At 41.9% G+C, this 25,224-nt stretch carries 17 protein-coding genes and 2 tRNA genes; 12 read left to right on the plus strand and 7 right to left on the minus strand.

What is annotated here, in order from left to right:
- Nucleotides 1-58 precede the first annotated feature (58 nt).
- From AB5217_RS09515 to feoB, 6 genes are all read right to left on the minus strand, one after another.
- Nucleotides 59-937, minus strand: a complete 879-nt coding sequence (locus tag AB5217_RS09515) for a DMT family transporter (protein WP_022200196.1) — start codon at nt 935-937, stop codon at nt 59-61.
- Nucleotides 938-977: 40 nt separating this feature from the next.
- On the minus strand, nt 978-4,001 hold the full coding sequence (locus tag AB5217_RS09520) for a PAS domain-containing protein (protein WP_032845053.1): 3,024 nt from the start codon (nt 3,999-4,001) through the stop codon (nt 978-980).
- Nucleotides 4,002-4,201: 200 nt separating this feature from the next.
- Nucleotides 4,202-4,855, minus strand: a complete 654-nt coding sequence (locus AB5217_RS09525) for a hypothetical protein (protein ID WP_004300785.1) — start codon at nt 4,853-4,855, stop codon at nt 4,202-4,204.
- A gap of 220 nt (nt 4,856-5,075) precedes the next feature.
- Nucleotides 5,076-5,147, minus strand: a tRNA-Cys gene (locus AB5217_RS09530).
- A gap of 51 nt (nt 5,148-5,198) precedes the next feature.
- Nucleotides 5,199-5,414, minus strand: a complete 216-nt coding sequence (locus tag AB5217_RS09535) for a hypothetical protein (protein ID WP_004300786.1) — start codon at nt 5,412-5,414, stop codon at nt 5,199-5,201.
- Complete coding sequence (feoB, locus tag AB5217_RS09540; RefSeq protein ID WP_004311369.1) at nt 5,411-7,897, minus strand: ferrous iron transport protein B; 2,487 nt, start codon at nt 7,895-7,897, stop codon at nt 5,411-5,413. Before feoB ends, AB5217_RS09535 begins: the two co-directional genes overlap by 4 nt.
- A gap of 145 nt (nt 7,898-8,042) precedes the next feature.
- Here feoB and tilS point away from each other — a divergent pair, with 145 nt between their 5' ends.
- A complete protein-coding gene (gene tilS / locus AB5217_RS09545; protein ID WP_032843781.1) occupies nt 8,043-9,323 on the plus strand; it encodes a tRNA lysidine(34) synthetase TilS in 1,281 nt (426 codons plus the stop codon).
- Here tilS and AB5217_RS09550 read toward each other — a convergent pair.
- A complete protein-coding gene (locus tag AB5217_RS09550) occupies nt 9,308-10,144 on the minus strand; it encodes a 4Fe-4S binding protein (protein WP_032843782.1) in 837 nt (278 codons plus the stop codon). The two genes, tilS and AB5217_RS09550, sit on opposite strands and share 16 nt — an antisense overlap.
- A gap of 236 nt (nt 10,145-10,380) precedes the next feature.
- Between AB5217_RS09550 and rho the strand changes: the two genes are divergently transcribed.
- The 11 genes from rho to AB5217_RS09605 all read left to right on the plus strand — a co-directional run bounded on the left by rho (nt 10,381) and on the right by AB5217_RS09605 (nt 25,214).
- Nucleotides 10,381-12,678: a transcription termination factor Rho gene (gene rho, locus AB5217_RS09555; RefSeq protein WP_032843783.1), complete on the plus strand. Its 2,298-nt coding sequence runs from the start codon at nt 10,381-10,383 to the stop codon at nt 12,676-12,678.
- Nucleotides 12,679-12,962: 284 nt separating this feature from the next.
- On the plus strand, nt 12,963-14,429 hold the full coding sequence (locus tag AB5217_RS09560) for a sulfatase (RefSeq protein WP_004311373.1): 1,467 nt from the start codon (nt 12,963-12,965) through the stop codon (nt 14,427-14,429).
- 90 nt (nt 14,430-14,519) lie between these two features.
- Nucleotides 14,520-16,370: a sensor histidine kinase gene (locus tag AB5217_RS09565; protein ID WP_032843784.1), complete on the plus strand. Its 1,851-nt coding sequence runs from the start codon at nt 14,520-14,522 to the stop codon at nt 16,368-16,370.
- A complete protein-coding gene (locus AB5217_RS09570; RefSeq protein WP_032843785.1) occupies nt 16,367-18,322 on the plus strand; it encodes a sensor histidine kinase in 1,956 nt (651 codons plus the stop codon). The genes AB5217_RS09565 and AB5217_RS09570 overlap by 4 nt, the downstream gene beginning before the upstream one ends.
- Nucleotides 18,323-18,361: 39 nt before the next feature.
- The gene (locus tag AB5217_RS09575; protein WP_004300795.1) at nt 18,362-19,684 is read left to right on the plus strand and encodes an MATE family efflux transporter; all 1,323 of its coding nucleotides are present in this window, start codon (nt 18,362-18,364) and stop codon (nt 19,682-19,684) included.
- Nucleotides 19,685-19,788: 104 nt separating this feature from the next.
- On the plus strand, nt 19,789-21,111 hold the full coding sequence (gene ffh / locus AB5217_RS09580; RefSeq protein WP_004312925.1) for a signal recognition particle protein: 1,323 nt from the start codon (nt 19,789-19,791) through the stop codon (nt 21,109-21,111).
- 208 nt (nt 21,112-21,319) lie between these two features.
- Entirely contained in the window at nt 21,320-22,201 is an 882-nt protein-coding gene (gene folD / locus AB5217_RS09585) for a bifunctional methylenetetrahydrofolate dehydrogenase/methenyltetrahydrofolate cyclohydrolase FolD (RefSeq protein ID WP_032843786.1), read from the plus strand.
- Complete coding sequence (locus AB5217_RS09590) at nt 22,198-23,352, plus strand: CapA family protein (protein ID WP_032854657.1); 1,155 nt, start codon at nt 22,198-22,200, stop codon at nt 23,350-23,352. The genes folD and AB5217_RS09590 overlap by 4 nt, the downstream gene beginning before the upstream one ends.
- Before the next feature lie 64 nt (nt 23,353-23,416).
- Nucleotides 23,417-23,492 (plus strand) — tRNA-His (locus AB5217_RS09595).
- 385 nt (nt 23,493-23,877) lie between these two features.
- Nucleotides 23,878-24,258 carry a transposase gene (locus tag AB5217_RS09600; RefSeq protein ID WP_004322509.1) on the plus strand — a complete coding sequence of 127 codons (381 nt, stop codon included), beginning with the start codon at nt 23,878-23,880 and terminating at the stop codon, nt 24,256-24,258.
- A 35-nt stretch (nt 24,259-24,293) separates the two neighbouring features.
- Nucleotides 24,294-25,214, plus strand: a complete 921-nt coding sequence (locus AB5217_RS09605) for an IS3 family transposase (protein ID WP_004322510.1) — start codon at nt 24,294-24,296, stop codon at nt 25,212-25,214.
- Nucleotides 25,215-25,224 lie beyond the last annotated feature (10 nt).

Raw genomic sequence — 25,224 nt, forward strand, 5'->3', positions numbered from 1 at the left:
TCCAGAATGAATGCTGTTTATCACATCAGATAAGCAGCATTTTTTATTAATATCTTCTTTAAGATTTTTGCTTACGAAATACTACCATACCCACAGCCAACAAAATCAAAAGAATTCCAATAGCACTATTCAGGGTAAACAGTTCTTTAAAAACAAAGACACCGATCACAACGGCTGTCAGTGGTTCCATCGCACCTAAAATAGAAGTCAGTGTAGGTCCCGCATACTTAATTGCCCGTACCAAAGTTATATTGGAAATAGCCGTAGCCGGCAATGCAAGTCCTAAAATAATCAGCCATATATAACCGTCTGTCACCAGATGAAGCCCGGAAGTTGCCATAGCTCCTATCAGATAGAAAACAGCTCCCATCCCCATAACATAACATGTCAGTACAGTGGAATTGATTTGAGCGGCTCGTGTTGTTCGAACCCCAATGATGTATCCTCCGTAAGAAAAGACAGAAATACAAGCCGCCACCAATCCTACTATTGTATCACCACTTTTCGCCTCCAACTCTCCCGATGACAGTAAAGCAGCACCAAACAAAGACATTAAAACAGCAAGCATCACCAAAAGAGATTTCTTTTCATGAAAGAAAAACATCATTGCCAATGATACAGCCAACGGATACATAAAATGAATAGTCGATGCTACCCCCGTGGCTATATTCTGATAGGCAATGAGCAAACTGAATGAGGTGGTTGCCCGCAACAAACTTAATAAAAAAACGACTAACAAATCTTTCTTTGCCAGCCGGAAATTACATCCCGAACACCATCCAAACAGTGTCAATACAATAGCAGCCACTCCCCAACGATAAGAAAGCACCTCGAAAGCCGAAAAACCAGCTAACAACAGAGTTATAGAAAAAAACGGAGCCAGCCCAAAAGTGGAGGAGGATACCGCCGCATAAAGTATACCTTTAATGCGATTCATCGATATATTCAACTAATTCCAGATATTCACAATGCAAAGATTATAAATATTTCTTTAATGCCACCATTAATTTCATTTTTTCAATCGGCTTAACCAGATATTCATTACAGCCGACCTTTATTGCAGCAATCCGGTCAGAATCGAAAGCATGGGCGGTAAGTGCGACGATAGGTAAGCTAGCATTAAACTTACGTATTTCAGCTGTAGCCTTCAATCCATCCAGTACTGGCATTTTCATATCCATCAACAACAAATCGACATGTTGGCTACGCGCTATTTCCACTGCCTTTTGCCCATTCTCCGCATGCAGTAAATCATAATGATCCTTCAGGATAGTAGACACCAGCTGATAATTACTTTGTATATCTTCAGCTATGAGAATTGTTTTCCGACCGGCACTCTTCTCCATCACTTCGTCATTCGCACCAAACTCTCCTCCGGAGATATTCTCTTCTTTCTTCTCTTCTACCATAGAAAGTGTATCGACTTCACAAGGTAAAAATGCCCAAAACAGCGATCCTTCATTGTGTACCGATTCAAAGCCGACTTTACCTCCCATAGCTTCTGCAATTGCCTTGCAAATAGAAAGTCCAAGTCCGGTACCTTGGGCAAACTCATCAAGTTTCTCAAAACGCTGGAATACTTTTCCTTTTTTATCATCAGCTATACCAATACCGGTATCTTTCACATAAAAATAGACGCCTCCATCCTTACATGCATATCCCATTTTAATAGAACCTTTTGAAGTATATTTGATAGCATTAGTGACATAATTCGTTATAATTTGTGCCACGCGATTACGGTCCAGAGTTACCCGACAACAGTGATAAGGATTGATTTCAGTTAACACGATATCCGGATTCTTCAGGCGCTGTTTCATGGAAGTAAACATGTTTTCAAAATGTTCGGATAAGTCGAACGGTTCGTATTTCAGTTCTACCGAACCGGCTTCCAGCTTGGATAAATCAAGTATATCATTTATCAGTTTTAGCAATAACTCATTATTACTATTAATAATCTGGATATAGTCCGCCTTTTCTTCTTCTCCGGCATAAGCCATCAACTCCGAAAAACCTACAATAGCATTCAAGGGAGTACGGATTTCATGACTCATATTCGCCAGGAACGCAGATTTCAATTTATCAGACTGCTCTGCCTGATGTTTGGCTTCCTGCAATTCCTTAATCATTTTTTCACGCTCCGTTACATCATCCACGCGAATTACAACACCATCCACAGATCCATCTTCAAGAACTACGGGAGTGGCAAACACTTCAACGGTATGCGCACTGTCCAACGAAAACTTCATCTGTTCCGTCTGTAATGAAACAAAAGCACGTTGCATCACACAATTTTCACAGGGAGAAGTACGATTATATGTACTTTTATAGCAAAGTTCACCTTTTTTGTAGGCTTCAAAAGAAAGACTTTTTGAACATAACGAAATATTTTCCCATTGAACCATATATTCCTTCGTGATGTAGGCCAACCCTGAATTCGTATTGTTAAGAACCAGTTCATTCTGTCGTACCAAAGCGTCCTGTATTTCTTTATTCTTTAGTAAGGTCAATTCAGTCTGCTTATAGGAATCGATATTTTGCGTCATACCGAACAAATACTTATAAGGAGCATCGTTCAAAGTTGTGGTTTCAACAAGGCCACGCGTTTCCCACCATTGATACATGCCATCTCCTTTAAAGTCAATGCGATATTCCACATCCCATACACCGCTTCCTAGTTCTACCGCCTTTTGCAAAGTTTCAGCAAACTTTTGTCGGTCATCAGGATGTACGAGAGTCAGATATTTCTCGACCGAATTAATTTCTGATGCCTTTTTCCCATTTTTATCAAAACCTTCACCGAAACTCACCCTGTTCTTAGCCGGCTCAAAAAACCAGGTGAAGGCATTCATCGCTTCCATAGTGACAGTTAACAGCTGTGCACGACGCTTCAGTTCATTTTGTAAACTCTGATCCCAGCGGGTATTTAACAGAAAGCGTTTGCCATCATCTTCAATTATACTTTTGCGAACAATAGTATCATAGCTGCGTCCATCCTTCAGTATAATACGTTCCATGCCGAAATAAGGGTTCCCAGTATTGTATACCTCTAAATCAGTCTTCTGAATACGCTCTACTTCTTCTTCACTCAGCACATCATAAGTAGTTTTATCTTCGCTGGTACCAAACATGAGCTTACTCTCTTCATTGCAAAAAACATAGCGGAAATCATTCTCTACATCTTTGATATGAACAGATAACGGAAGATTATTTAATATATTATAGAAGAACTGCTCCTTTTTCTGCACCTCCGTATTATTCTTTCGGGTACCAACATATTTCAATACCTTCTTATTAGAATCAAATTCATAAGGAGCACCGCTTATCGTACAAAATTGCCAGGTTGAGCTATCCGGTAACATAACCCTGCTATCAAAAGAAAAAGAAAAATCTTCCCCATTGCTCATTCTTTCCATTACTTCAGTAACCTGACTACGGTCATCCGGATGCAAAGTCTCCAGATATAGTGCCATACTAACTGGCTTAGACTGATCGTATCCATTCAGCGGTTCATTATCACTATAAAATAATTTGGGCACTGCATCAAATTCCCAAAACATGATGTTGGCTGCCTTCATAGCAAGCTCCGTTTTCCGGCGACTTTGACGGAGTACCTCTTCACTTTTCACCGTTTCTGTAATATCTTCAAAGATAAAAATGTAATTAACAAACTTGCCATCATTATCATAAAGAGGATTACCATTACATTTCAAATAGCAGGTCCGGGTACGCGTAGAGAAAAAGCGTTTATCGGTTCTCTGTTTATCGAAATCATACAAAAAACTCATCTGTACCGGAACACAACGACGAACTGCTTCCTTCACCACGTCAGGAACCACAGAATTTTCATTTATGTTGAGTTTATTACCAAGAAGCGTTTGCGAGTCAGCGCCAAAAATTCGGCAGAAGCTTTCATTGCATCTTACCAGAGTGCCATCGGCTGTGAAGAAACCTATTCCAACAGGAAGTGAATTAAATACAGTTAGTAATTGTTTGTGTTCCATTTCTTTATCCTTGAATAACTTAGAAATAAATATTTTATCTCCGCACTATGCAAATATATACACTTTTACGATTATAATATGATTTTATAGCGAAAATATTATTGCCAGGTTATAACATACAATAAGGGGCTATCCACGATATTGTGAATAACCCCTATCTCAAATGACATCCCATATATTATCATTTTAAAAAGTACATTTTAATACTCCTCAATGACTGTATTTCCAAAAATATCCTTTTTAATAATTTTCCCATGACCGTTACCATATTCAATTATTTCGTTTCCAAAAATATCTTTTTTAATAGTTGTTCTATTCCCCTTATCATCCTCGATAATAGTATTCCCAAAGATATCTTTTGTAATCGTCTTTCTATTACCTTTGTCATCGCGAATAATAGTATTTCCCAGAATATCTTTCTCTATAGTTTTTCTATTACCCTTATCGTCCCGGATAATGGTATTTCCTAGAATATCTTCTTCAATAGTCTTTCTATTACCTTTATCATCACGAACAATGAAATTTCCTAAAATATCCTCTTCGATAGTCGTTCTATTGCCTCTATCATCACGGATAATGATGTTCCCCAAAATATCCTTTTCAATAGTCTTTCTATTGCCTTTATCATCACGAATGATGATATTCCCTAAGATATCCTTTTCAATAGTCTTTCTATTACCATTATCATCACGGATAATGATATTACCTAAAATATCCTTTTCAACAGTCTCTCTCCCTTGGTCAACTCCCGAATACTCATAATTATCTTCAACAAGATTTGCACCATAGCCCTTTATTATATAAGGAGCCAAAATAAACTGGGCAACAAACAGGATAAATAAAATCTTTTTCATGGCGTTTTTCTTTTGGTTTAGAACAAAAGTAACGCAGGAAAATCAGAATTAATAAGTGAATTCCATAATTGTCAGTAGGGAAAAACCTAAAATAAAAAGGATTAGCGCATGCAGTAACGGTATATCCATAATATACTACCTAATTGGTCCCCAGAATGGTCCCCCAAAAAAGAAATTCCTTGAAAGTACTTGACTTTCAAGGAATTCAAAGTGTTACTTGAGGTTCCTGGCGGATTCGAACCGCCGTACACGGTTTTGCAGACCGCTGACTAAGCCACTCATCCAAGGAACCATTATTTCTCGTTTGCGGTTGCAAAGGTAGTACAAATTTTGAAACTACCAACTATCCGCAGCAATTTTTCTTTGTACTTTTTTTCTTTACATCGCACTCTCCGCGTTTCTTGTCCATCATATCCTTTAGTTCACAGCCACTTACACAGCTGTCACAAGGATTCTGATTTTCTCGCGTACGACGAAAAAAACGAAATATTCCATATATGACGCGGGCAATGCAGAGTACAACCAGTACTCCGACTACCCAATCTTGCCAATTATTCATACAAACAATCCTCCAATCTGATAAACAGCAAATGATACAAGCCAAGCCAATCCCGTTGTGTAACAAGCAGCAAAAAGCGCCCATTTCCAACTACCCGATTCCTGTTTTATAGCCGCTATCGCCGCAATACACGGGAAGTAAATCAATACAAACAACATATAACAGAAAGCAACCAATGGAGTAATCGGAATTCGTTCTGCCAAACTTACTGAATCAGCATCCGGATCATCTGCATATAAGACACCTAATGTACTTACTACCAATTCTTTCGCTCCCACACCGGAAAGCAAGCCAATACCTAGTTTCCAATCAAATCCCAGTGGTTTTATAACTGGCTCTATACCACGTCCCAACTGGCCGATATAAGAATTTTCCTGCTGCTCGGCAACTGTTTCATAAGCATCATGATTCGGATAATACCCCAAGAACCAGATTATAATAGAAGCAATCATAATAATGCCTCCCATCTTTTTCAAATACTGCGCTCCCTTTTCCCATGTGTGACGGAAGATCGATTTTGCTGTCGGCATCCGGTAAGGTGGAAGTTCCATCACAAATGGAGTATCATCACCCTTCACCAGAAACTTGCTAAACAAGCGGGCCATTACCACAGCCAGTACAATACCAATCACATAAATACTTAACAACACCAGACTTGCATTGTTCGGGAAGAAAGCACCCACCAACAATAAATAAATTGGCAGACGCGCACTGCAAGACATCAAAGGATTTACCAACATTGTAATAAGACGGCTCTTCCGGTTCTCAATAGTACGGGAAGCTATAATAGCAGGTACATTGCATCCAAATCCCATAATCAAAGGAATGAATGATTTTCCGTGCAATCCCATTTTATGCATGATTTTATCCATGATAAAAGCTGCACGAGCCATATAACCCGAATCTTCCATAAGAGAAATGCAGAAATACAAAATCAAGATATTCGGCAAAAAGACAATAACCGCTCCTACCCCACCAATAATTCCATCAATCAGCAAATCTTTAAATGGACCTTCCGCCATATTATTGCGTAACAAGTCACCAATCTGCTCGACAAGCCATTCAATCCCCATCATCGGATATTCTCCAATGACAAACGTACCCTCAAACATCAGATACATAAAAAGGAAGAAAATAGGAAATCCCCAGACACGGTGAGTTACGATCGAATCCAGCACTTTTGTTGTCTGCGCCTGCTCCAAGTGATTATCTGTGAATGTCTCCTTCAGTGCACCACTGATAAATCCATATTTAGCATCCGTAATAGCCGATTCACAATCCTCATTCATTGTGTCCTGAACACGCTTCGACATCTTATCACGGACATGGAATATCTCATCCGCATTTGGTAATGTCCGCACAATGCGCTCAATGTCAGGATCATTCTCCAACAATTTAATGGATAGGAAACGGGTAGAATATTTATGACGGATAAATTCGTTTTTGGACACTTCACTTTTTACAGCTTCAATCGCTTTTTCGATATCAGGACCATGATTGATATGAATATGCCGGAAGACACGCCCCGTCTTTTTATGTTCACGTACATAATCTTCCAAATGCTCTTCCTCGTGGTTCTTACGATCTTCCAGAGAATCATGCCATTCGGTCAAATCCTTAAGAACTTCCGGATTCATATTTCCCTGTTTATCAAAGAAGTCTACTCCTTCATACAGATTGATAACAACATGAAACAAGGTATCCAATCCACGATTTTTCTTACTGACAGTAGGCAACATCGGCACCCCGAACAACTTACTCAACAGATGATAATCCAATGTATTTCCACTGGCTTCCAACTCATCATAAATATTCAGAGCTACCACCATGCGGACATTCATATCTATCAATTGAGTAGTCAGATATAAGTTTCGCTCCAGATTAGAGGAATCGACTACATTAATAATCACGTCCGGAGTTTCATCGATAATATGACGACGCACATAGATTTCTTCCGGCGTATAAGCAGACAAAGAATAAGTTCCCGGCAAATCGACAATACGGAAATGATAGCCTTCGAAATCAAAATAACCTTCTTTGGCATCCACGGTTACGCCGCTGTAGTTTCCAACATGCTCATGAGCACCGGATGCAAGATTAAATAAAGAAGTCTTGCCACTGTTCGGGTTTCCGACCAAAGCAACATTAATGGTACGGCGTTTACCTAACGCCAACCGTTTCATATCTTCTTCTTTTACTGAAAGGTCTTCAGGCAATCCTTCATGATAAACGGTCTTCTCGGCCAGTTTCTTTGCTTCCTCTTCGCTGATAACTTCGATCATTTCAGCTTCCTGACGACGAAGAGAAATTTCATAACCTAAAACTTTATATTTTATGGGATCTTTTAGCGGAGCATTCAACAGCACTTCAACCGTTTTACCTTTAATGAAGCCCATCTCCACAATACGTTTACGAAAACCACCGTGCCCCAATACCTTTACAATAACACCTTTTTCTCCTGTTTTTAATTCGGACAAACGCATAACTCTCAAAATTTTTGGCAAAGATAATTCATAACTTCGGAGCATGCAAATTATTTAGAATGTTTTTAAATAGCAGCTTTTTTCATCCTCTAAAAGATTCAGAAAAAATAAAAAAACTTATTGATAAACTCGTATCTTTGCAGGTATGATACAACAACGCGTTACAAAATATATAGAAAAGGAACATTTATTCTCACCGGATGATAAAATCCTGGTCGCATTGAGTGGTGGTGCCGACTCGGTGGCATTACTATATATTCTGCATACAGCAGGCTATCATTGCGAAGCCGCACATTGTAATTTCCACCTGCGAGGCAAAGAGTCAGACCGGGACGAGTTATTTGTCCGCCAACTTTGCGAAAGAATGGAAATCCATTTACATACCATTGATTTCAACACGACCCAATATGCAACGGAAAAACATATTTCGATTGAAATGGCCGCACGGGAACTCCGCTACCAATGGTTCGAGAAAATTAGAAAAGAATGTCAGGCAGATGTTGTCGCTGTGGCCCATCACCAGGATGATAGCATAGAAACTATACTACTTAACCTGATTCGGGGAACAGGAATTACCGGTCTGTTAGGAATCCGCCCCCATAATGGAACCATCGTACGCCCTCTGCTTTGTATCAACCGGGAAGAGATAATTCGTTACCTGCAAAACATCGGACAAGATTATGTGACAGACAGCACCAATCTGGAAGACGAATATACCCGTAATAAAATCCGCCTCAACCTCCTTCCCCTCATGCAGGAAATTAATTCGTCAATCAAAAACACTCTGATAGATACGAGTAATTATCTGAATGATGTAGCCACTATATATAATAAATGTATAGAGGAAACTAAAAAGAAAGTCATTACGGCAGAAGGTATCCGAATCAGTGATTTAGTAAAGGAACCGGCACCCGAAGCCATCTTATTCGAAGTCCTGCATCCTCTAGGATTCAATTCCGCACAAATCAAAGATATCGCCCATTCGCTTCATAGCCAACCGGGCAAGCAATTCTGTAGCAAAGAATGGAGAGTGATAAAAGACAGAGAATTCCTATTAATAGAAACAGCTGAATCTGAAAATGAGACTCTTCCTCCTTTTCAAATTATCAAAGAAGAAAAAGAATACACCCCGGATTTTCTCATTCCACGTGAAAAGGAAATTGCCTGTTTTGATGCCGACAAACTGAATGGAGAAATTCATTACCGGAAATGGCAGCCGGGAGACACTTTTATTCCTTTTGGAATGAAAGGAAAGAAAAAAATAAGCGATTATCTGACCGACCGCAAATTTTCTATCAGCCAAAAAGAACGCCAATGGGTACTCTGCTGTGGAGAACACATCGCATGGCTGATAGGCGAACGAACAGACAACCGCTTTCGTATTGATGAAACGACTAAGCGCGTCGTGATTTACAAAATAGTCTGAGGCAACTTCTGTTTCTTGAAACAATCTGATAACAAAGCTGCAAAAGGAGTTTCATACACCCTTGCTTTCCTAACGCAAGCTTTTACACAAGCGCAACATTTGATACATTTAGCCTCATCCGTATGTAGCTCATCCCCTTTCGTTATAGCCCCTGCCGGACAACGGACCACACATAACCCGCAATGGGTACACAAATCCTCATCTTCCACCCAAGGAACGCGGGGAAGCGGTGTACCACTTTTACGTAACTTGATGACTTTCCTCAAAAAACGGAACAAAGGAAAGAATGGTTGACTCGGACGTTTGATAGTACGTACATCCACCGGATAAAGGGTATCCATACTATCAGCTGTCTGTATTTTTTCCATGATTTTCTTCCCAAACTCCGCAGCAAAGGCTAAATCCGATTCATCAGGACGTCCCACTGCAATCGGGTATTTGTCGGTACTATATGAATGTTCTCCAATAAAAGTTGCCCCGGCAATTACTTTAAATCCATGAGGAATAGCAAAAGCATCCAATTCCATTAAAGCTTTTTCATAAGCGCGATTTCCGTAAACCACTACCAAAACGGTAGGAGTATCCACTCCACGGATATACTGTAAACGTTCCATTGCCAAAGGAGCGACATGTCCTCCATACACAGGCACTACAATAATAGCCAAAGAAGATGTAGGAATCACAATTTCATCCGCAATCTGCTGCGTCACATTAATAGGAAAAATATTTTTTATGCCCGTCCCGTGAACAATCGCCTCCGCAACTTGTTTAGATGTGTGTGTAGGCGAAAAATAAATTAAATGAGCTTCATTTACTGTCATACTATTTTCTTTTATGTAGCAAAGATACACTTTTACGTGGAAAAAAATGTTTGATTGTTCATGAAACCAAAAAAAATTATTATCTTTGCCCCGTTGAAACATTCTACGATTCAACATATACATCCCTAATTCAGAATAAAAAACAAAACGTATGCTCGCATATCTGTAGCCATGAGCTGTAGTAATGCTGTCCATAATTCAGCAAAAAAAGAAATATTAATAACTTACCATACTATATGTATAACATTATCCAATTAAACGACAAAAATCTGTCGGAACTTCAAGTTATTGCCAAAGAGTTAGGCATAAAAAAAGCAGACTCATACAAAAAAGAAGACCTTGTTTATAAAATACTCGATGAACAGGCCATTGTAGGAGCTACAAAGAAAGTTGCCGCAGATAAGCTAAAAGAAGAACGCAAAAATGAAGAACAAAAGAAAAAGCGTTCACGGGTAGCTCCTACCAAAAAAGAAGACAAAGTGGTTTCCGCAACAAAGAGTGAAGAGGCTAACAAGACAAAAGAGACCGCTCCTGTAAAAGCTGCACCACAACCTTCCAAGAAAGAAGAAAGTACAAACAAAGAAAAAGAAACTGTTGTTGTAGAAGCTAAAGCGGAAAACACTGCTACTCCCAAGCGTAAAGTAGGCCGTCCTCGTAAGAGCTCTGATGCAGAAGAGAAAAAAGAAGTAGAAAATGCAAAACCGGCAGCACCCAAAGTAGTGGAACCTAAACCTGTTGTTGCAGAGAAAGCTACTGGTGCTACGGAAAAGCCAGCTCCGGTACAACAGCAAACAGCTGAGAAGAAAGCAAAAAACAAACCAGCTGCAGAAGCAAATAAGCCTGTTGCAGAAACAAATAAACCGGCTACTGAACCTAACCAACCTGTTGTAGAGAAAAAGGTAATAGATAAACCACAAAAGAAGGCTGCACCCGTTATCGACGAGGAAAGCAATATCTTATCCAGCGTTGACGACGATGATTTTATTCCAATCGAAGATCTGCCTTCTGAAAAAATAGAGCTTCCTACCGAATTATTCGGAAAATTCGAAGCTACTAAAACAGAATCAGCACAGACAGCACCGGAACAGCCATCTCATCCTCAACAGCAACAACAATCTCAACAGCAGCAGTCCCAGCAGCAACGTCCGCGTATTGTTCGCTCACGCGACAATAACAACGGTAATAACAATGCTAACAACAATGGAAATAATGGCAATAACGCCAATAATAATTTCCAGCGTAACAACAATAACCAGAATCAGGTTCAGAACCCAAATCAAAATCAGAATCAGAACCAAAACCAACAACGCTCACCGATGCCACGTGCCGCTCAGCAGAACAATGCGGGTGAAAATCTTCCGGTACAACAGCAGCAGGAACGTAAGGTTATTGAACGCGAAAAGCCTTATGAATTCGACGATATTCTCAACGGAGTAGGTGTTCTGGAAATTATGCAGGATGGATACGGATTCCTCCGTTCTTCCGACTATAACTACCTTTCTTCTCCGGATGATATTTACGTATCACAATCTCAAATCAAACTATTTGGTCTGAAAACCGGTGATGTAGTAGAAGGAGTTATCCGTCCACCCAAAGAAGGAGAAAAATATTTCCCATTGGTAAAGGTTTCGAAGATCAACGGACGTGATGCAGCTTTCGTTCGCGACCGTGTTCCTTTCGAACATCTGACACCTCTTTTCCCGGATGAAAAGTTCAAACTTTGCAAAGGCGGTTATTCAGACTCTATGTCTGCCCGTGTCGTCGATCTTTTCGCTCCTATCGGTAAAGGCCAGCGTGCATTGATCGTTGCCCAGCCAAAGACAGGTAAGACCATCTTAATGAAAGATATCGCAAACGCTATCGCAGCCAACCACCCGGAAGTTTACATGATTATGCTGCTGATTGACGAACGCCCGGAAGAAGTAACAGACATGGCGCGCAGCGTTAATGCAGAAGTAATTGCTTCTACTTTCGACGAACCGGCAGAACGCCACGTAAAAATTGCAGGTATCGTATTGGAAAAGGCAAAACGTCTGGTAGAATGTGGTCACGACGTAGTTATCTTCCTTGATTCTATTACTCGTCTGGCTCGTGCATACAATACAGTATCTCCTGCATCCGGTAAAGTTCTTTCCGGTGGTGTGGATGCAAATGCACTTCATAAACCTAAACGCTTCTTCGGTGCTGCCCGTAATATTGAAAACGGTGGTTCACTGACTATTATTGCTACCGCATTGATCGATACCGGTTCTAAAATGGACGAAGTTATCTTCGAAGAATTCAAGGGTACAGGTAACATGGAGTTGCAGCTCGACCGCAACCTGTCCAACAAACGCATCTTCCCGGCAGTCAACATTACCGCATCCAGCACTCGTCGCGACGACCTGTTGCTTGATAAAACAACCCTTGACCGCATGTGGATATTACGCAAATATCTTGCCGACATGAATCCGATCGAAGCAATGGACTTTGTTAAAGACCGTCTGGAAAAAACCAGAGACAACGACGAATTCCTGATGAGCATGAACAGCTAATCAACAGCAAACTTATAAATGAACGGTGAACAAACTGCGCCATAACAAGTGCAGTTTATTCACCGTTTTCTTTTTCGGTAACCCATTTTATGACTTATCACCTGCCGTTTATCACTTATCATTCAACTCCCATCACCGATAGTTACCCCTAACCGCTTGCCACACCTTTCATTTTTGTACAAAATACTTTCATTTGCGTCCAAAACTACTACCTCGCCCTTTTTTACGTTTCCTTTTTTCCTACTTTTGCTTCCAAATCAAATATTACTTAATTCTAACCAGTAATGAAAACTATTTATCCATTCATGGGATTAGCCCTGTGCAGCGTGACAGCGCAGGCCCAAGAAAAGCCCAATTTCCTGATTATCCAGTGCGACCATCTGACACAACGCGTTGTGGGAGCTTACGGACAAACACAAGGCTGCACCCTCCCTATTGACGAAGTCGCTTCACGAGGAGTTATCTTCTCCAATGCTTATGTAGGCTGCCCTCTCAGCCAACCCTCACGCGCTGCTTTATGGAGTGGCATGATGCCTCATCAAACCAATGTACGTTCCAACTCCAGCGAACCTATCAACCCACGTATTCCCGAAAATGTACCGACATTAGGAAGTCTTTTTTCTGAAAACGGTTACGAAGCCGTACACTTCGGAAAAACGCATGACATGGGTTCACTTAGAGGATTCAAGCATAAAGAACCAGTAGCCAAGCCATTCACTGATCCGGAATTCCCGGTCAATAACGACAGCTTCCTGGATGTAGGAACATGCGAAGACGCTGTTGCTTATCTAAGTAATCCGCCGGAAGAACCATTCATCTGTATCGCAGATTTTCAGAACCCTCACAATATCTGTGGATTTGTAGGAGCGAACGAAGGAGTACATACCGACCGCCCCATTAGCGGAACCCTTCCGGAACTACCAGCCAATTTCAATGTAGAAGACTGGAGCAATATCCCTAAACCTGTACAATACATCTGCTGCAGTCATCGCCGCATGACCCAGGCCTCTCATTGGAATGAAGAGAATTACCGTCATTACATTGCTGCTTTCCAACACTATACCAAGATGGTTTCCAAGCAAGTAGACAGCGTATTGAAAGCACTTTACTCCACTCCTGCCGGAAAAAACACAATCGTTATTATCATGGCTGACCATGGTGATGGGATGGCTTCACACCGCATGGTGACCAAACACATCAGCTTCTACGATGAAATGACCAACGTACCGTTTATCTTTGCAGGTCCCGGCATCAAACAACAGAAAAAGCCCATAGACCAAGTATTGACACAGCCTACACTGGATCTTCTGCCTACCCTTTGTGATTTGGCAGGAATTCCTGTTCCGGCCGAAAAACCGGGAATCAGCCTTGCACCTATATTAAAAGGAGAGAAACAGAAAAAAACTCACCCTTATGTCGTTTCCGAATGGCATAGCGAATATGAATATGTCGTTACTCCCGGACGTATGGTACGCGGACCGAGATACAAGTACACTCACTATCTGGAAGGTAACGGAGAAGAGCTATATGATATGAAAAAGGATCCGGGAGAACGCAAGAATCTCGCCAAAGACCCTAAATACAGTAAAGTCCTCGCCGAACACCGTGCCATGCTTGATGATTACATCGCCCGCACCAAAGACGATTACCGGAGTTTGAAAGTAGATGCCGATCCACGATGCAGAAACCATACTCCCGGCTACCCCAACCACGAGGGCCCTGGGGTACGAGAGATACTCAAAAGAAAATAAATTATAAAAAAGAGTGAAGATTTCTTTGTAATCTTCACTCTTTTTAGTTCTTTTGCAGATAAACTTACAAGCAAGCAATTCTTATATCAGGTGAAAAAACACAGACGTCATATAATTGCAATAGTCGTAACCGCATTAATATCGGTCACCTTATATGCTGCACGTACAAATTCAGATCGTCTTTCTTTATTACAACCTTTACTTGAATACAATCATCCATTTAGTCCGGACGCCCCTGTCGACAGCATCATTGCCTGGGAAAAACTTTTAGAACCGGAATTACAAAAGGAACAACAATACCCACTCCTATTCCAGATAAATCTGCTGACCGTTCAAGCCTTAATCACAGAAGGCAACATCAGTCTCGCCATCAACCAGGCCAATCAGATGTACCAGAAAGCCAGAGAAATGGACTATCCTTTGGGAACAGCACTCGCATTACACGCCATTGGAAATACCTATTTAAGTTCGTCAACACCACAAGTTGCCATCAAATCGTATAAGGAAGCATTAGAAATCATTCAGAAACTCCCTCATGCCAACCAATATATCAAAACGATCTTGTCCCAATTTATCCTGACGAAGCTCAACTATCACCAAATGACAGATATAGAAGACAATATCCGGGAACTCGAATCTGTTATCAACAAGGATACGAATCCCCAAGACGATTTCCACCTTGTTTATTGTCAGGCATTCTATCGCATCCAGATGCATCATCTTCCGGAAGCATTAAACTATATACGACAAACCGAACAAATCAGCCGGCAACACCAGTACCCATATTTTCATTTAATGATTAAATACCTGTATTCACGCTACTACACTGAATCCAAAGAATACACGCAGGCACTAACCACACTTGACGAATTACTTTCGCATACCAAAGCAGCCAACTCATACAGATCCCTGCAAGTACTGAAAGATCGTGCACACATACTTGCACTAATGGGAAACAGCAAGGAAGCATGTGAAGCTTATGAAATATTCAATACGTACAAAGACTCTTTGGACGCAATGAATTATATTCGCCAAATCAATGAATTGCACACCCTCTACCAAATAGATAAAAATGAACTGGACAACTTAAACAGACAGAAGACAATCCTCTACTGGAGCTGGTTCACCATCCTATCCATAGTCATACTGATTGTATTTTTCATCCTTTTGGTTAGACGAGGAAATAAAAAACTGCGCCAATCACAGCAGGAACTGGAAAAAGTGAAAAAGCAAGAAGAAAATTCCATCCGGACAAAGAGCCTTTTCCTTTCCAACATGAGCCATGAAATTCGCACGCCGCTCAATGCGTTGTCCGGCTTCTCCTCCATCCTGACGGAAGAATCCATCGACAACGAGACCCGGAAACAGTGTAGCGATATTATTCAGCAAAATTCAGAACTGTTACTCAAGCTGATTAACGACGTAATCGACTTGTCCAGTCTCGAAGTAGGCAAGATGAAATTCAAATATGAGCGATGTGATGCAGTGGCAATATGCAGAAACGTTATCGACATGGTTGAGAAAATAAAACAAACGAATGCTAACGTCCGTTTTTCGACCTCTCTCCATTCATTAGAATTGACGACAGACAATGCAAGGTTACAACAATTATTAATCAACCTTCTCATCAATGCAACCAAATTTACTCCGCAAGGTTCCATCACCATGGAACTGGAAAAACAGACAGAAGACATAGCACTGTTTTCCGTGACCGACACCGGTTGCGGTATCTCTCCGGAGAATCAGAATAAAATATTCAACCGTTTTGAGAAACTGAATGAAAATGCTCAAGGGACAGGACTCGGTCTGTCTATCTGCCAACTCATTATCGAGCAGCTGGGCGGCAAAATATGGATTGACTCCAATTATGAGGAAGGAGCCCGTTTCCTGTTCACACACCCCATTTACCATGAGCAACAAGGAAAGGAGGAAGCCGAATGAAACAAGTCCTGCTCCTGATCCTTCTATTATGCTGCACCCTCACCGGAAAAGCCAGCACCGAGATTGTTTTGGAATCCGACAGCCTGATAAAGGTGTTGGAAACATTACCGTACGATACGACACGGCTGAATGTTCTCAATCAAATCATCAGAATAGAACAAAACAACCAGCAATGTATCCAATATTCGGATGCATTAATGAAAGAAGCATTGCAACTAGGAAATGACAAATATGCCGGTCTGGCTGCTTACTACCATATTTTATACTATTACAATCGTAATAATCAAGACAGTGTAGCCAAATGGCTCACCATAATGGAGCCTCATGCCCGGAAATCAGATTTATGGAATTACTTCTTTGATGCCAAACGTTTCCAGATAGACCTGTACACATTCAACGAACAATACGAACTTGCTATCAACGAATCTCAAAAGATGCAACAGCAAGCCTCCCAAATGAATAGTAACCGGGGTAGTATGGCTGCCTATCAATGCTTGAGTAATGCATATATCGGCAGCCAGCGCTGGGATAAAGGAATAGAAGCACTGGAGGCTGCCTACCAGCTACTCACTCCGACAGAAAATCCGGTGGTCCGTATCTCGGTATTGTCACAGTTAGTATCCGTTGTCAAAGAAAAGAAGGATAATAAAAAACTACTCAAATATTTGCAGGAACTGGAAAACACTCTTCATAACCACATTAGTGCAAGCCCATCCTTAAAAGCGGGATTTGCCGATGTATACCTGTTCAATGAACTGTTCTACAGCTATTATTACCTGAATACCCATCAGCCGCAACAAGCCTATGAACATCTCGTAAAATCTAAAGAATATCTGGACGAGAATACTTATTTCATGTATAAAGTACTCTATTTCGACACATTTGCCAAATATTACCAGGCAATTGGAGCCTACCAACAGGCATCGGATTATATCGACACGACACTGACGATGTTGAAGAAAGACTTCACAAGCGACTATGCCGAACAGCTACTCGAAAAGGCCAGAATATGGAAACAGGCAGGGCAAAGCGGAAAAGCCATCCCCCTGTATGAGCAGGCACTTGCCATCAAAGACTCGACAGCCACTGTACTCTCAAACAATCAGATGGCACAGATACAAAGCAAATACAATATCGAAAAAACAGAACTGGATCAAAAAAGGGAAAACAACCGGATCCAGCTCACCTATCTGATCTTTATATTTGTTATCCTGATTCTGCTTTTTATCTTTATGGCACGACTCTTTATGGTACGGAAGGCACTCAAATACGCGGAAAACGAAATCCGGAAAACAACAGAAAACGTGCGGAAGACCAATGAAATAAAAAATCGCTTCCTGTCCAACATGAGCTATAACATCCGTACCCCACTCAACAATGTGGTCGGTTTCTCACAACTCATAGCCAGCGAACCCAATATAGACAAGGAAATAAGGCAAGAATACTCAAACATCATCCACAAAAGTTCGGAGAAGTTAATGAGACTTGTCAATGACGTTCTCGACTTATCCCGTTTGGAAGCTCAGATGATGAAGTTCCAGTTGCAAGACTATGATGCCACTACCCTATGCAAGGAAGCATGCAGCATGGCGCAGATGAGGAACGAAGAAACAGGTATCCAGATTGAATTTTCCAGCGAAACGGACGCCCAAATTCATACCGATATAATGCGACTGACACAGGCCTTGATTAGCGTACTGGTGTACCCACAAGAACACCGGCAAGCACGAATCATCCGGTTCACATTAAGCCAGAATGAAGACATGCTTTGTTTCCGGATCACTAATTCACCTTTGGCAGACCATGCATTCGTATCACAGGAAACCATCATCCGGCATGATATCAACCTGTTGTTACTAAAACATTTCGGAGGAAACTATCTCGTCAACGATAAAACTCCCGAAGGTCCGGAAATTGTTTTCATCTACCCCATCGTTTCCGAATCGAAATAAAGCACTATCTTTGCAAAGTGTAAACTTAAACACTTAATTATGTACACCAACAAACAGATTTGGAGTGTCAGTTATCCGATACTACTAAGCTTGCTGGCACAAAATGTCATCAATGTCACCGACACAGCATTCCTCGGACACGTGAGTGAAGTAGCCCTTGGAGCATCAGCTATGGGCGGGTTATTCTATATATGCGTATTCACCATCGCATTCGGATTCAGTACCGGTTCGCAGATAGTCATCGCACGACGCAATGGCGAAGGACGCTATTCGGATGTCGGTCCCGTCATGATTCAAGGAATCATGTTCCTGTTCGTCATGGCCCTGCTGCTATTCGGATTCACCAAAGCATTCGGCGGAAACATCATGCGTTTGCTGGTTTCTTCAGAATCCATCTACGAAGGAACAATGGAGTTTCTGAACTGGCGTATTTACGGATTCTTTTTCTCTTTTATCAATGTCATGTTCCGGGCATTGTACATCGGCATTACACGCACTAAAGTGCTAACCATCAATGCTATTGTCATGGCATTAACTAATGTCGTACTGGACTATGCATTAATTTTCGGAAAGTTCGGTTTGCCGGAAATGGGTATCAAAGGGGCTGCTATTGCTTCCGTATTGGCAGAAGCCTCCTCCATTCTCTTTTTCGTCATCTATACGTATGCCACGGTCGATTTAAAGAAATACGGTATGAACCGCCTGCGCACATTCGACCCAGCATTGCTGATGCGGATTCTTAGTATCTCCTGCTTCACCATGCTGCAATATTTCCTGTCGATGGCTACCTGGTTCGTTTTCTTCGTAGCCGTAGAACGGTTGGGACAACGGGAACTGGCGATTGCCAATATCGTCCGGAGTATTTATGTCGTATTGCTGATTCCGGTCAACGCACTGGCTACGACTACCAACAGTCTTGTCAGCAATGCTATTGGTGCAGGAGGCATCCAGCACGTGATGCCGCTCATTAATAAAATTGCGCGTTTCTCCTTTTTCATCATGCTGGGGTTAGTAGCGGTATCGGCACTGTTTCCGCAATTCCTGCTCTCCATTTACACTAGTGAAGCTGCGCTCATTACGGAATCCGTACCCTCGGTATATGTAATTTGTTGCGCCATGCTTATCGCATCCGTAGCCAACGTGGTGTTTAACGGTATCTCCGGAACAGGAAATACACAGGCAGCCCTGTTGCTCGAAACGATTACAATTATCATCTACGGATCATACATCATTTTCATCGGAATGTGGCTGAAAGCACCGATCGAAATTTGCTTTACGATTGAGATTGTGTATTATAGCTTGCTGTTGATAACAAGTTATATTTACCTCAAAAAAGCAAAATGGCAGAATAAAAAGATATAAATACAAGAGATTTTTGTACATTTGCAAGCTCAAATAAAGAGTAGACGGAAAAGTCCCTCTTTCGCCCAAGTAAATTGTAATTAGTAATTCGTAATTAAATAACTATGTTCGATAATTTAAGTGAAAGACTAGAACGGTCATTCAAGATTCTGAAAGGTGAAGGCAAAATCACCGAAATCAACGTGGCGGAGACGCTGAAAGACGTACGTAAAGCACTTCTCGACGCCGACGTAAACTACAAGGTGGCAAAGAATTTCACGGATACAGTGAAAGAAAAAGCTCTTGGCCAGAACGTGCTTACGGCTGTGAAGCCAAGCCAGTTGATGGTGAAAATCGTACATGATGAACTTACGCAGTTGATGGGTGGAGAGACAGCCGAGATCAATATCGACGCCCGTCCGGCAGTCATCCTGATGTCAGGTTTGCAAGGTTCGGGTAAGACCACCTTCTCCGGTAAGTTGGCACGGATGCTGAAAACCAAGAAAAACCGTAAGCCATTACTGGTTGCTTGTGACGTTTACCGTCCGGCAGCTATCGAACAGTTGCGCGTATTGGCAGAACAAATCGAAGTACCGATGTACTGCGAACTGGACAGCAAGAATCCGGTAGAAATCGCACAACACGCTATTCAGGAAGCTAAAGCCAAAGGATATGACCTCGTTATCGTCGATACAGCCGGACGTCTGGCAGTAGACGAACAGATGATGAACGAGATCGCCGCTATCAAAGAAGCAATCAACCCGAACGAAATTCTGTTCGTGGTAGACTCCATGACCGGTCAGGATGCTGTAAACACGGCTAAAGAATTCAACGAACGTCTGGACTTCAACGGTGTGGTACTGACCAAACTTGATGGTGATACCCGCGGTGGTGCGGCTCTTTCTATCCGTTCGGTAGTGAACAAACCGATCAAATTTGTTGGTACAGGTGAAAAGTTGGAAGCAATCGACCAATTCCACCCTGCCCGTATGGCCGACCGTATTCTCGGTATGGGTGACATCGTTTCATTGGTAGAACGTGCACAGGAACAATATGATGAAGAAGAGGCTAAACGTTTACAGAAGAAAATAGCCAAGAACCAATTCGACTTCAATGACTTCCTTAGCCAGATTGCACAAATCAAGAAAATGGGTAATCTGAAAGACCTTGCCTCCATGATTCCGGGAGTAGGAAAGGCAATCAAAGATATTGATATTGACGACAATGCTTTCAAAAGCATCGAAGCTATCATTTACTCCATGACTCCGGCAGAACGTTCCAACCCGGAAATACTGAACGGATCACGTCGTACACGTATCGCCAAAGGTAGCGGAACGACTATTCAGGAAGTAAACCGCCTGCTGAAACAGTTCGACCAGACTCGCAAAATGATGAAGATGGTAACTAGCAGCAAGATGGGTAAGATGATGCCTAAAATGAAAAGATAATCATTCAATAGATCCAAACTGATTATAACAAAAAAAGAGGAAGTTTCGACTTCCTCTTTTTTTGTATCCGGAAGCCTACGGTAGAAAGTAGTTTCTCCACTAACAAACTGATAATATACTGCTCATCTCCTGACAAAAATTCCAATCCTTTTGGAGAGTTCAGTTATTTATTTTACTTTTGCCCATCACCAATAAATACTCTGAAAATATGACTCTGATAGACGGAAAAGCCATTTCCGAACAAGTGAAACAAGAGATTGCAGCCGAAGTAGCCGAAATTGTGGCTCGTGGCGGAAAACGCCCGCATCTGGCGGCTATCCTTGTTGGACACGATGGTGGTAGCGAAACGTATGTAGCTGCCAAAGTAAAAGCCTGTGAAGCATGTGGATTCAAGTCCTCCCTCATCCGTTATGAAAGTGATGTGACCGAAGAAGAACTGCTTGCCAAAGTACGCGAACTGAATGAAGACGACGATGTAGACGGCTTTATCGTACAACTTCCCTTACCTAAACATATCTCCGAACAGAAAGTAATCGAAACGATTGATTACCGTAAAGATGTAGACGGCTTCCACCCGATCAACGTAGGCCGTATGTCCATCGGACTTCCGTGCTATGTATCCGCTACTCCCAACGGTATCCTCGAATTGTTGAAACGTTACGAAATAGAGACTTCCGGCAAAAAATGTGTTGTACTCGGACGTAGCAATATCGTCGGCAAACCGATGGCTGCCCTGATGATGCAGAAAGCCTATCCGGGCGATGCCACGGTAACAGTATGCCACAGCCGCAGCAAAGACCTGATAAAAGAATGTCAGGAAGCTGATATTATCATCGCTGCCCTGGGACAACCCAACTTTGTAAAAGCCGAAATGGTGAAAGAAGGTGCGGTAGTTATCGATGTAGGTACTACGCGTATGCCGGATGCAACCAAGAAATCAGGCTTCAAACTGACTGGTGACGTGAAGTTTGACGAAGTTGCCCCAAAATGTTCCTTTATCACTCCCGTACCGGGCGGTGTTGGACCGATGACGATTGTATCGTTAATGAAAAATACACTCTTAGCTGGCAAGAAAGCCATTTATCAATGAAACATAGCTTGTTTCTGATGATTTTACTTCTCTCTTTGTCCTGCACCTCCCGGTCGCAGGCAAAGAGAGATTCTATCATCGATACCCTGTCGGACAGCCTTTCCGCAACCGACAGTATTTCCCCCACTGATACCCTACGACTCCTTTTCGTAGGTGACCTCATGCAGCATCAAGGACAAATCAACGCTGCACGAACCTCAACCGGCTATGATTACTCCACCTGTTTTACGTACGTTAAAGAAGAAATAGGGAGAGCCGATCTCGCTATCGCCAATCTGGAAGTTACGTTAGGAGGCAAACCCTACAAAGGTTATCCTGCTTTCAGCGCACCGGACGAATTTCTGACCGCAATTCATGACGCAGGTTTCAATGTTTTAGTGACTGCCAACAATCATAGTCTCGACCGTGGCAAATCCGGACTGGAGCGTACCATTCAACTTATCGACTCGTTGAAAATTCCACATGCAGGCACGTATATCAACACTGAAGAACGCGATAAGAAATATCCTCTTTTATTGGAAAAGAACGGGTTCCGCATCGCCCTGCTCAACTATACGTATGGCACAAACGGTATCCCCGTTACTCCTCCCAATATCGTGAACTATATTGATACAACAGTTATCGCCAAAGATATTGAAGAGAGCAAAGCAATGAAACCGGACGCAATCATAGCTTGTATGCATTGGGGAATCGAATACCAGTCGCTCCCGGACAAAGAGCAGAAATTCCTTGCTGACTGGCTGATTCAAAAAGGAGTAAATCATGTCATCGGCTCCCATCCTCACGTAGTTCAACCCATCGAAGTTCGCACAGACAGCGTGACAAACGACAAACATCTCGTAGTCTATTCACTGGGAAATTATATTTCCAATATGTCCGCCCGCCGCACCGATGGTGGACTGATGGTAAGAATGGAATTAGTAAAAGACAGCACAGTCCGTCTCAATAATTGCGAGTATAGTTTAGTCTGGACAGCCCGCCCCATTCAGTCCGGAAAAAAAAATCATCAATTACTCCCCGTCAATTTCCCAATTGACTCAATTCCTTTACAAGCACGTAACTCTCTGAAAATCTTCACGAATGACGCGCGAACCCTTTTCAACAAGCACAATCAGGGAATAAAAGAATATACTTTTTTCGAAAAAAAATAGCAGAATCTTTTGGAGATTAGAAGATAATATCTATCTTTGCACCGCGTTAGAGAAACGCAGACATGGTGGATGTAGTTCAGTTGGTTAGAGCGTCAGATTGTGGTTCTGAATGTCGCCGGTTCGAGTCCGGTCTTCCACCCAGAAAAAACCCTTGTAAGTTAAGTACTTATGAGGGTTTTCTTTTTGTTGGTAGAATATCATTCAAGTGCTAAAGTTTTTCCTACTATAAAGTTGAAAAACATAAAAACATCTGCCACCTGCAACGAAAAGCGTGTAATACACTAGTTAATAAATAGTTAGAACGTGGCAGATACCTGTGGCAGATAGGTTGCAGATAAAGTATCTGCAACACGTTATATAATCAAAGAAAAAGCCTTGATTCCTTGATGCAAAGCTATGGGATAATTGGGATCACTCTATGGAGAATTTGTGGTGTCTACGGGGAAACGACAGTATCCTTACGTAGAAACTGTAGTGTCCTGTAGTGTACTGAATAAGTTGACACTTCTCAAATTCGAAATTCACATGGAAGAATTAAAAAAGAAGTACACTCCTTACACAGAATCTGAACGAATGTCTTATATTCGTGAGTATTTATCGACTTCCGAAACGAAGTATCAGTTTGCTAAGCGTACCGGTATTTGCCGACGTCTGCTGATTCTTTGGCTCGAAAAGTATCATATAAATGATAAAGTTATGAATACAGAACAGCCCTCTTTAAGCAAAGCCTCTGATGAGTCTCTCAATGAACTGGAAAAAGAACTCGCTGCATTGCGTGCCGAAAACCGCAAACTTCAGCGTGCCCTTCAGGAGGAAAGTCTTCGTCATGAAGCTTGTGAGGAATTGATTAATCTTGCGGAGTCCACCTATCACATCAAGGTTCGAAAAAACTCCGATGCCAAGTAATCGACACCTTGTCACAGGGGAACTCTGCCCGTCATATGCGCGGCAGTCTGCAGTTCCTCTGTGATTACTTCGGCATAACCAGACAAGGTTATTATAAGCATGTCAACAGAAAAAAGGAAATAGACATCCTCACATCAAGCATTGTGCTGTATTGTAATGAGTTACGTAAACTTATGCCTAAGGCTGGTATGCGTGAACTCTATGCATGCTGCCTCCGCAAGTTTGGTGTCAGGATGGTCATTGGGCGTGATCAATGCTATAATATTTTTCGTGCTAATGGCCTGTGTCAACGTGTCAGGCATGTGAGACCAAAGACAACAAATTCCAATCATAATTATTACATTTATCCGGACTTGCTGAATGTCACTCCTAAATTTGTAGCTGACACATTCGGTTCAATGGTTGTAGCGGACATAACCTATGTTGCCACGTGCCAGGGATGGGCTTACCTGTCTCTTCTTACCGATGCGGGCAGTCGGGCCATAGTCGGATATGCACTGTGCAAAACACTTGAAGCGGAAGGTCCCTTAAAGGCACTTAGGATGGCTATGGACTTTTACAACAGATACAATGTTGATTTGAGTAGTCTCATACACCATTCTGACCGGGGAGTGCAATACTGCTCAAAACTGTATGTGGGCATGCTCAAGAAACATCATATCAATATTAGTATGACTCAGTGTGGAGATCCGCTACATAATGCCCTGGCTGAACGGATGAATAACACGATCAAGAATGGGTGGCTGTTTGACTGCGAAGATGATAGCTTTGAACAGTTGGATAAACGTATAGCCGATGCCATATATGCATACAATTATCTTCGACCCCATCAAGGCATACAAATGAAAACACCGATGGAATATATTCGTAACGGCAGGGGAAAGGTAGTTGAAGTCCCGCTCGTCGGGACGGGTGCTCCCGCCCCTATTCTTATGGATTACGCAAGCGAATTTTGATAATTTCTCG

It is taken from the genome of Bacteroides sp. MSSM.1001136sp1_RTP21357st2_D2_RTP21359_211015, assembly GCF_040913205.1.
In the GTDB taxonomy this organism is placed as follows: Bacteria; Bacteroidota; Bacteroidia; order Bacteroidales; family Bacteroidaceae; genus Bacteroides; species Bacteroides ovatus.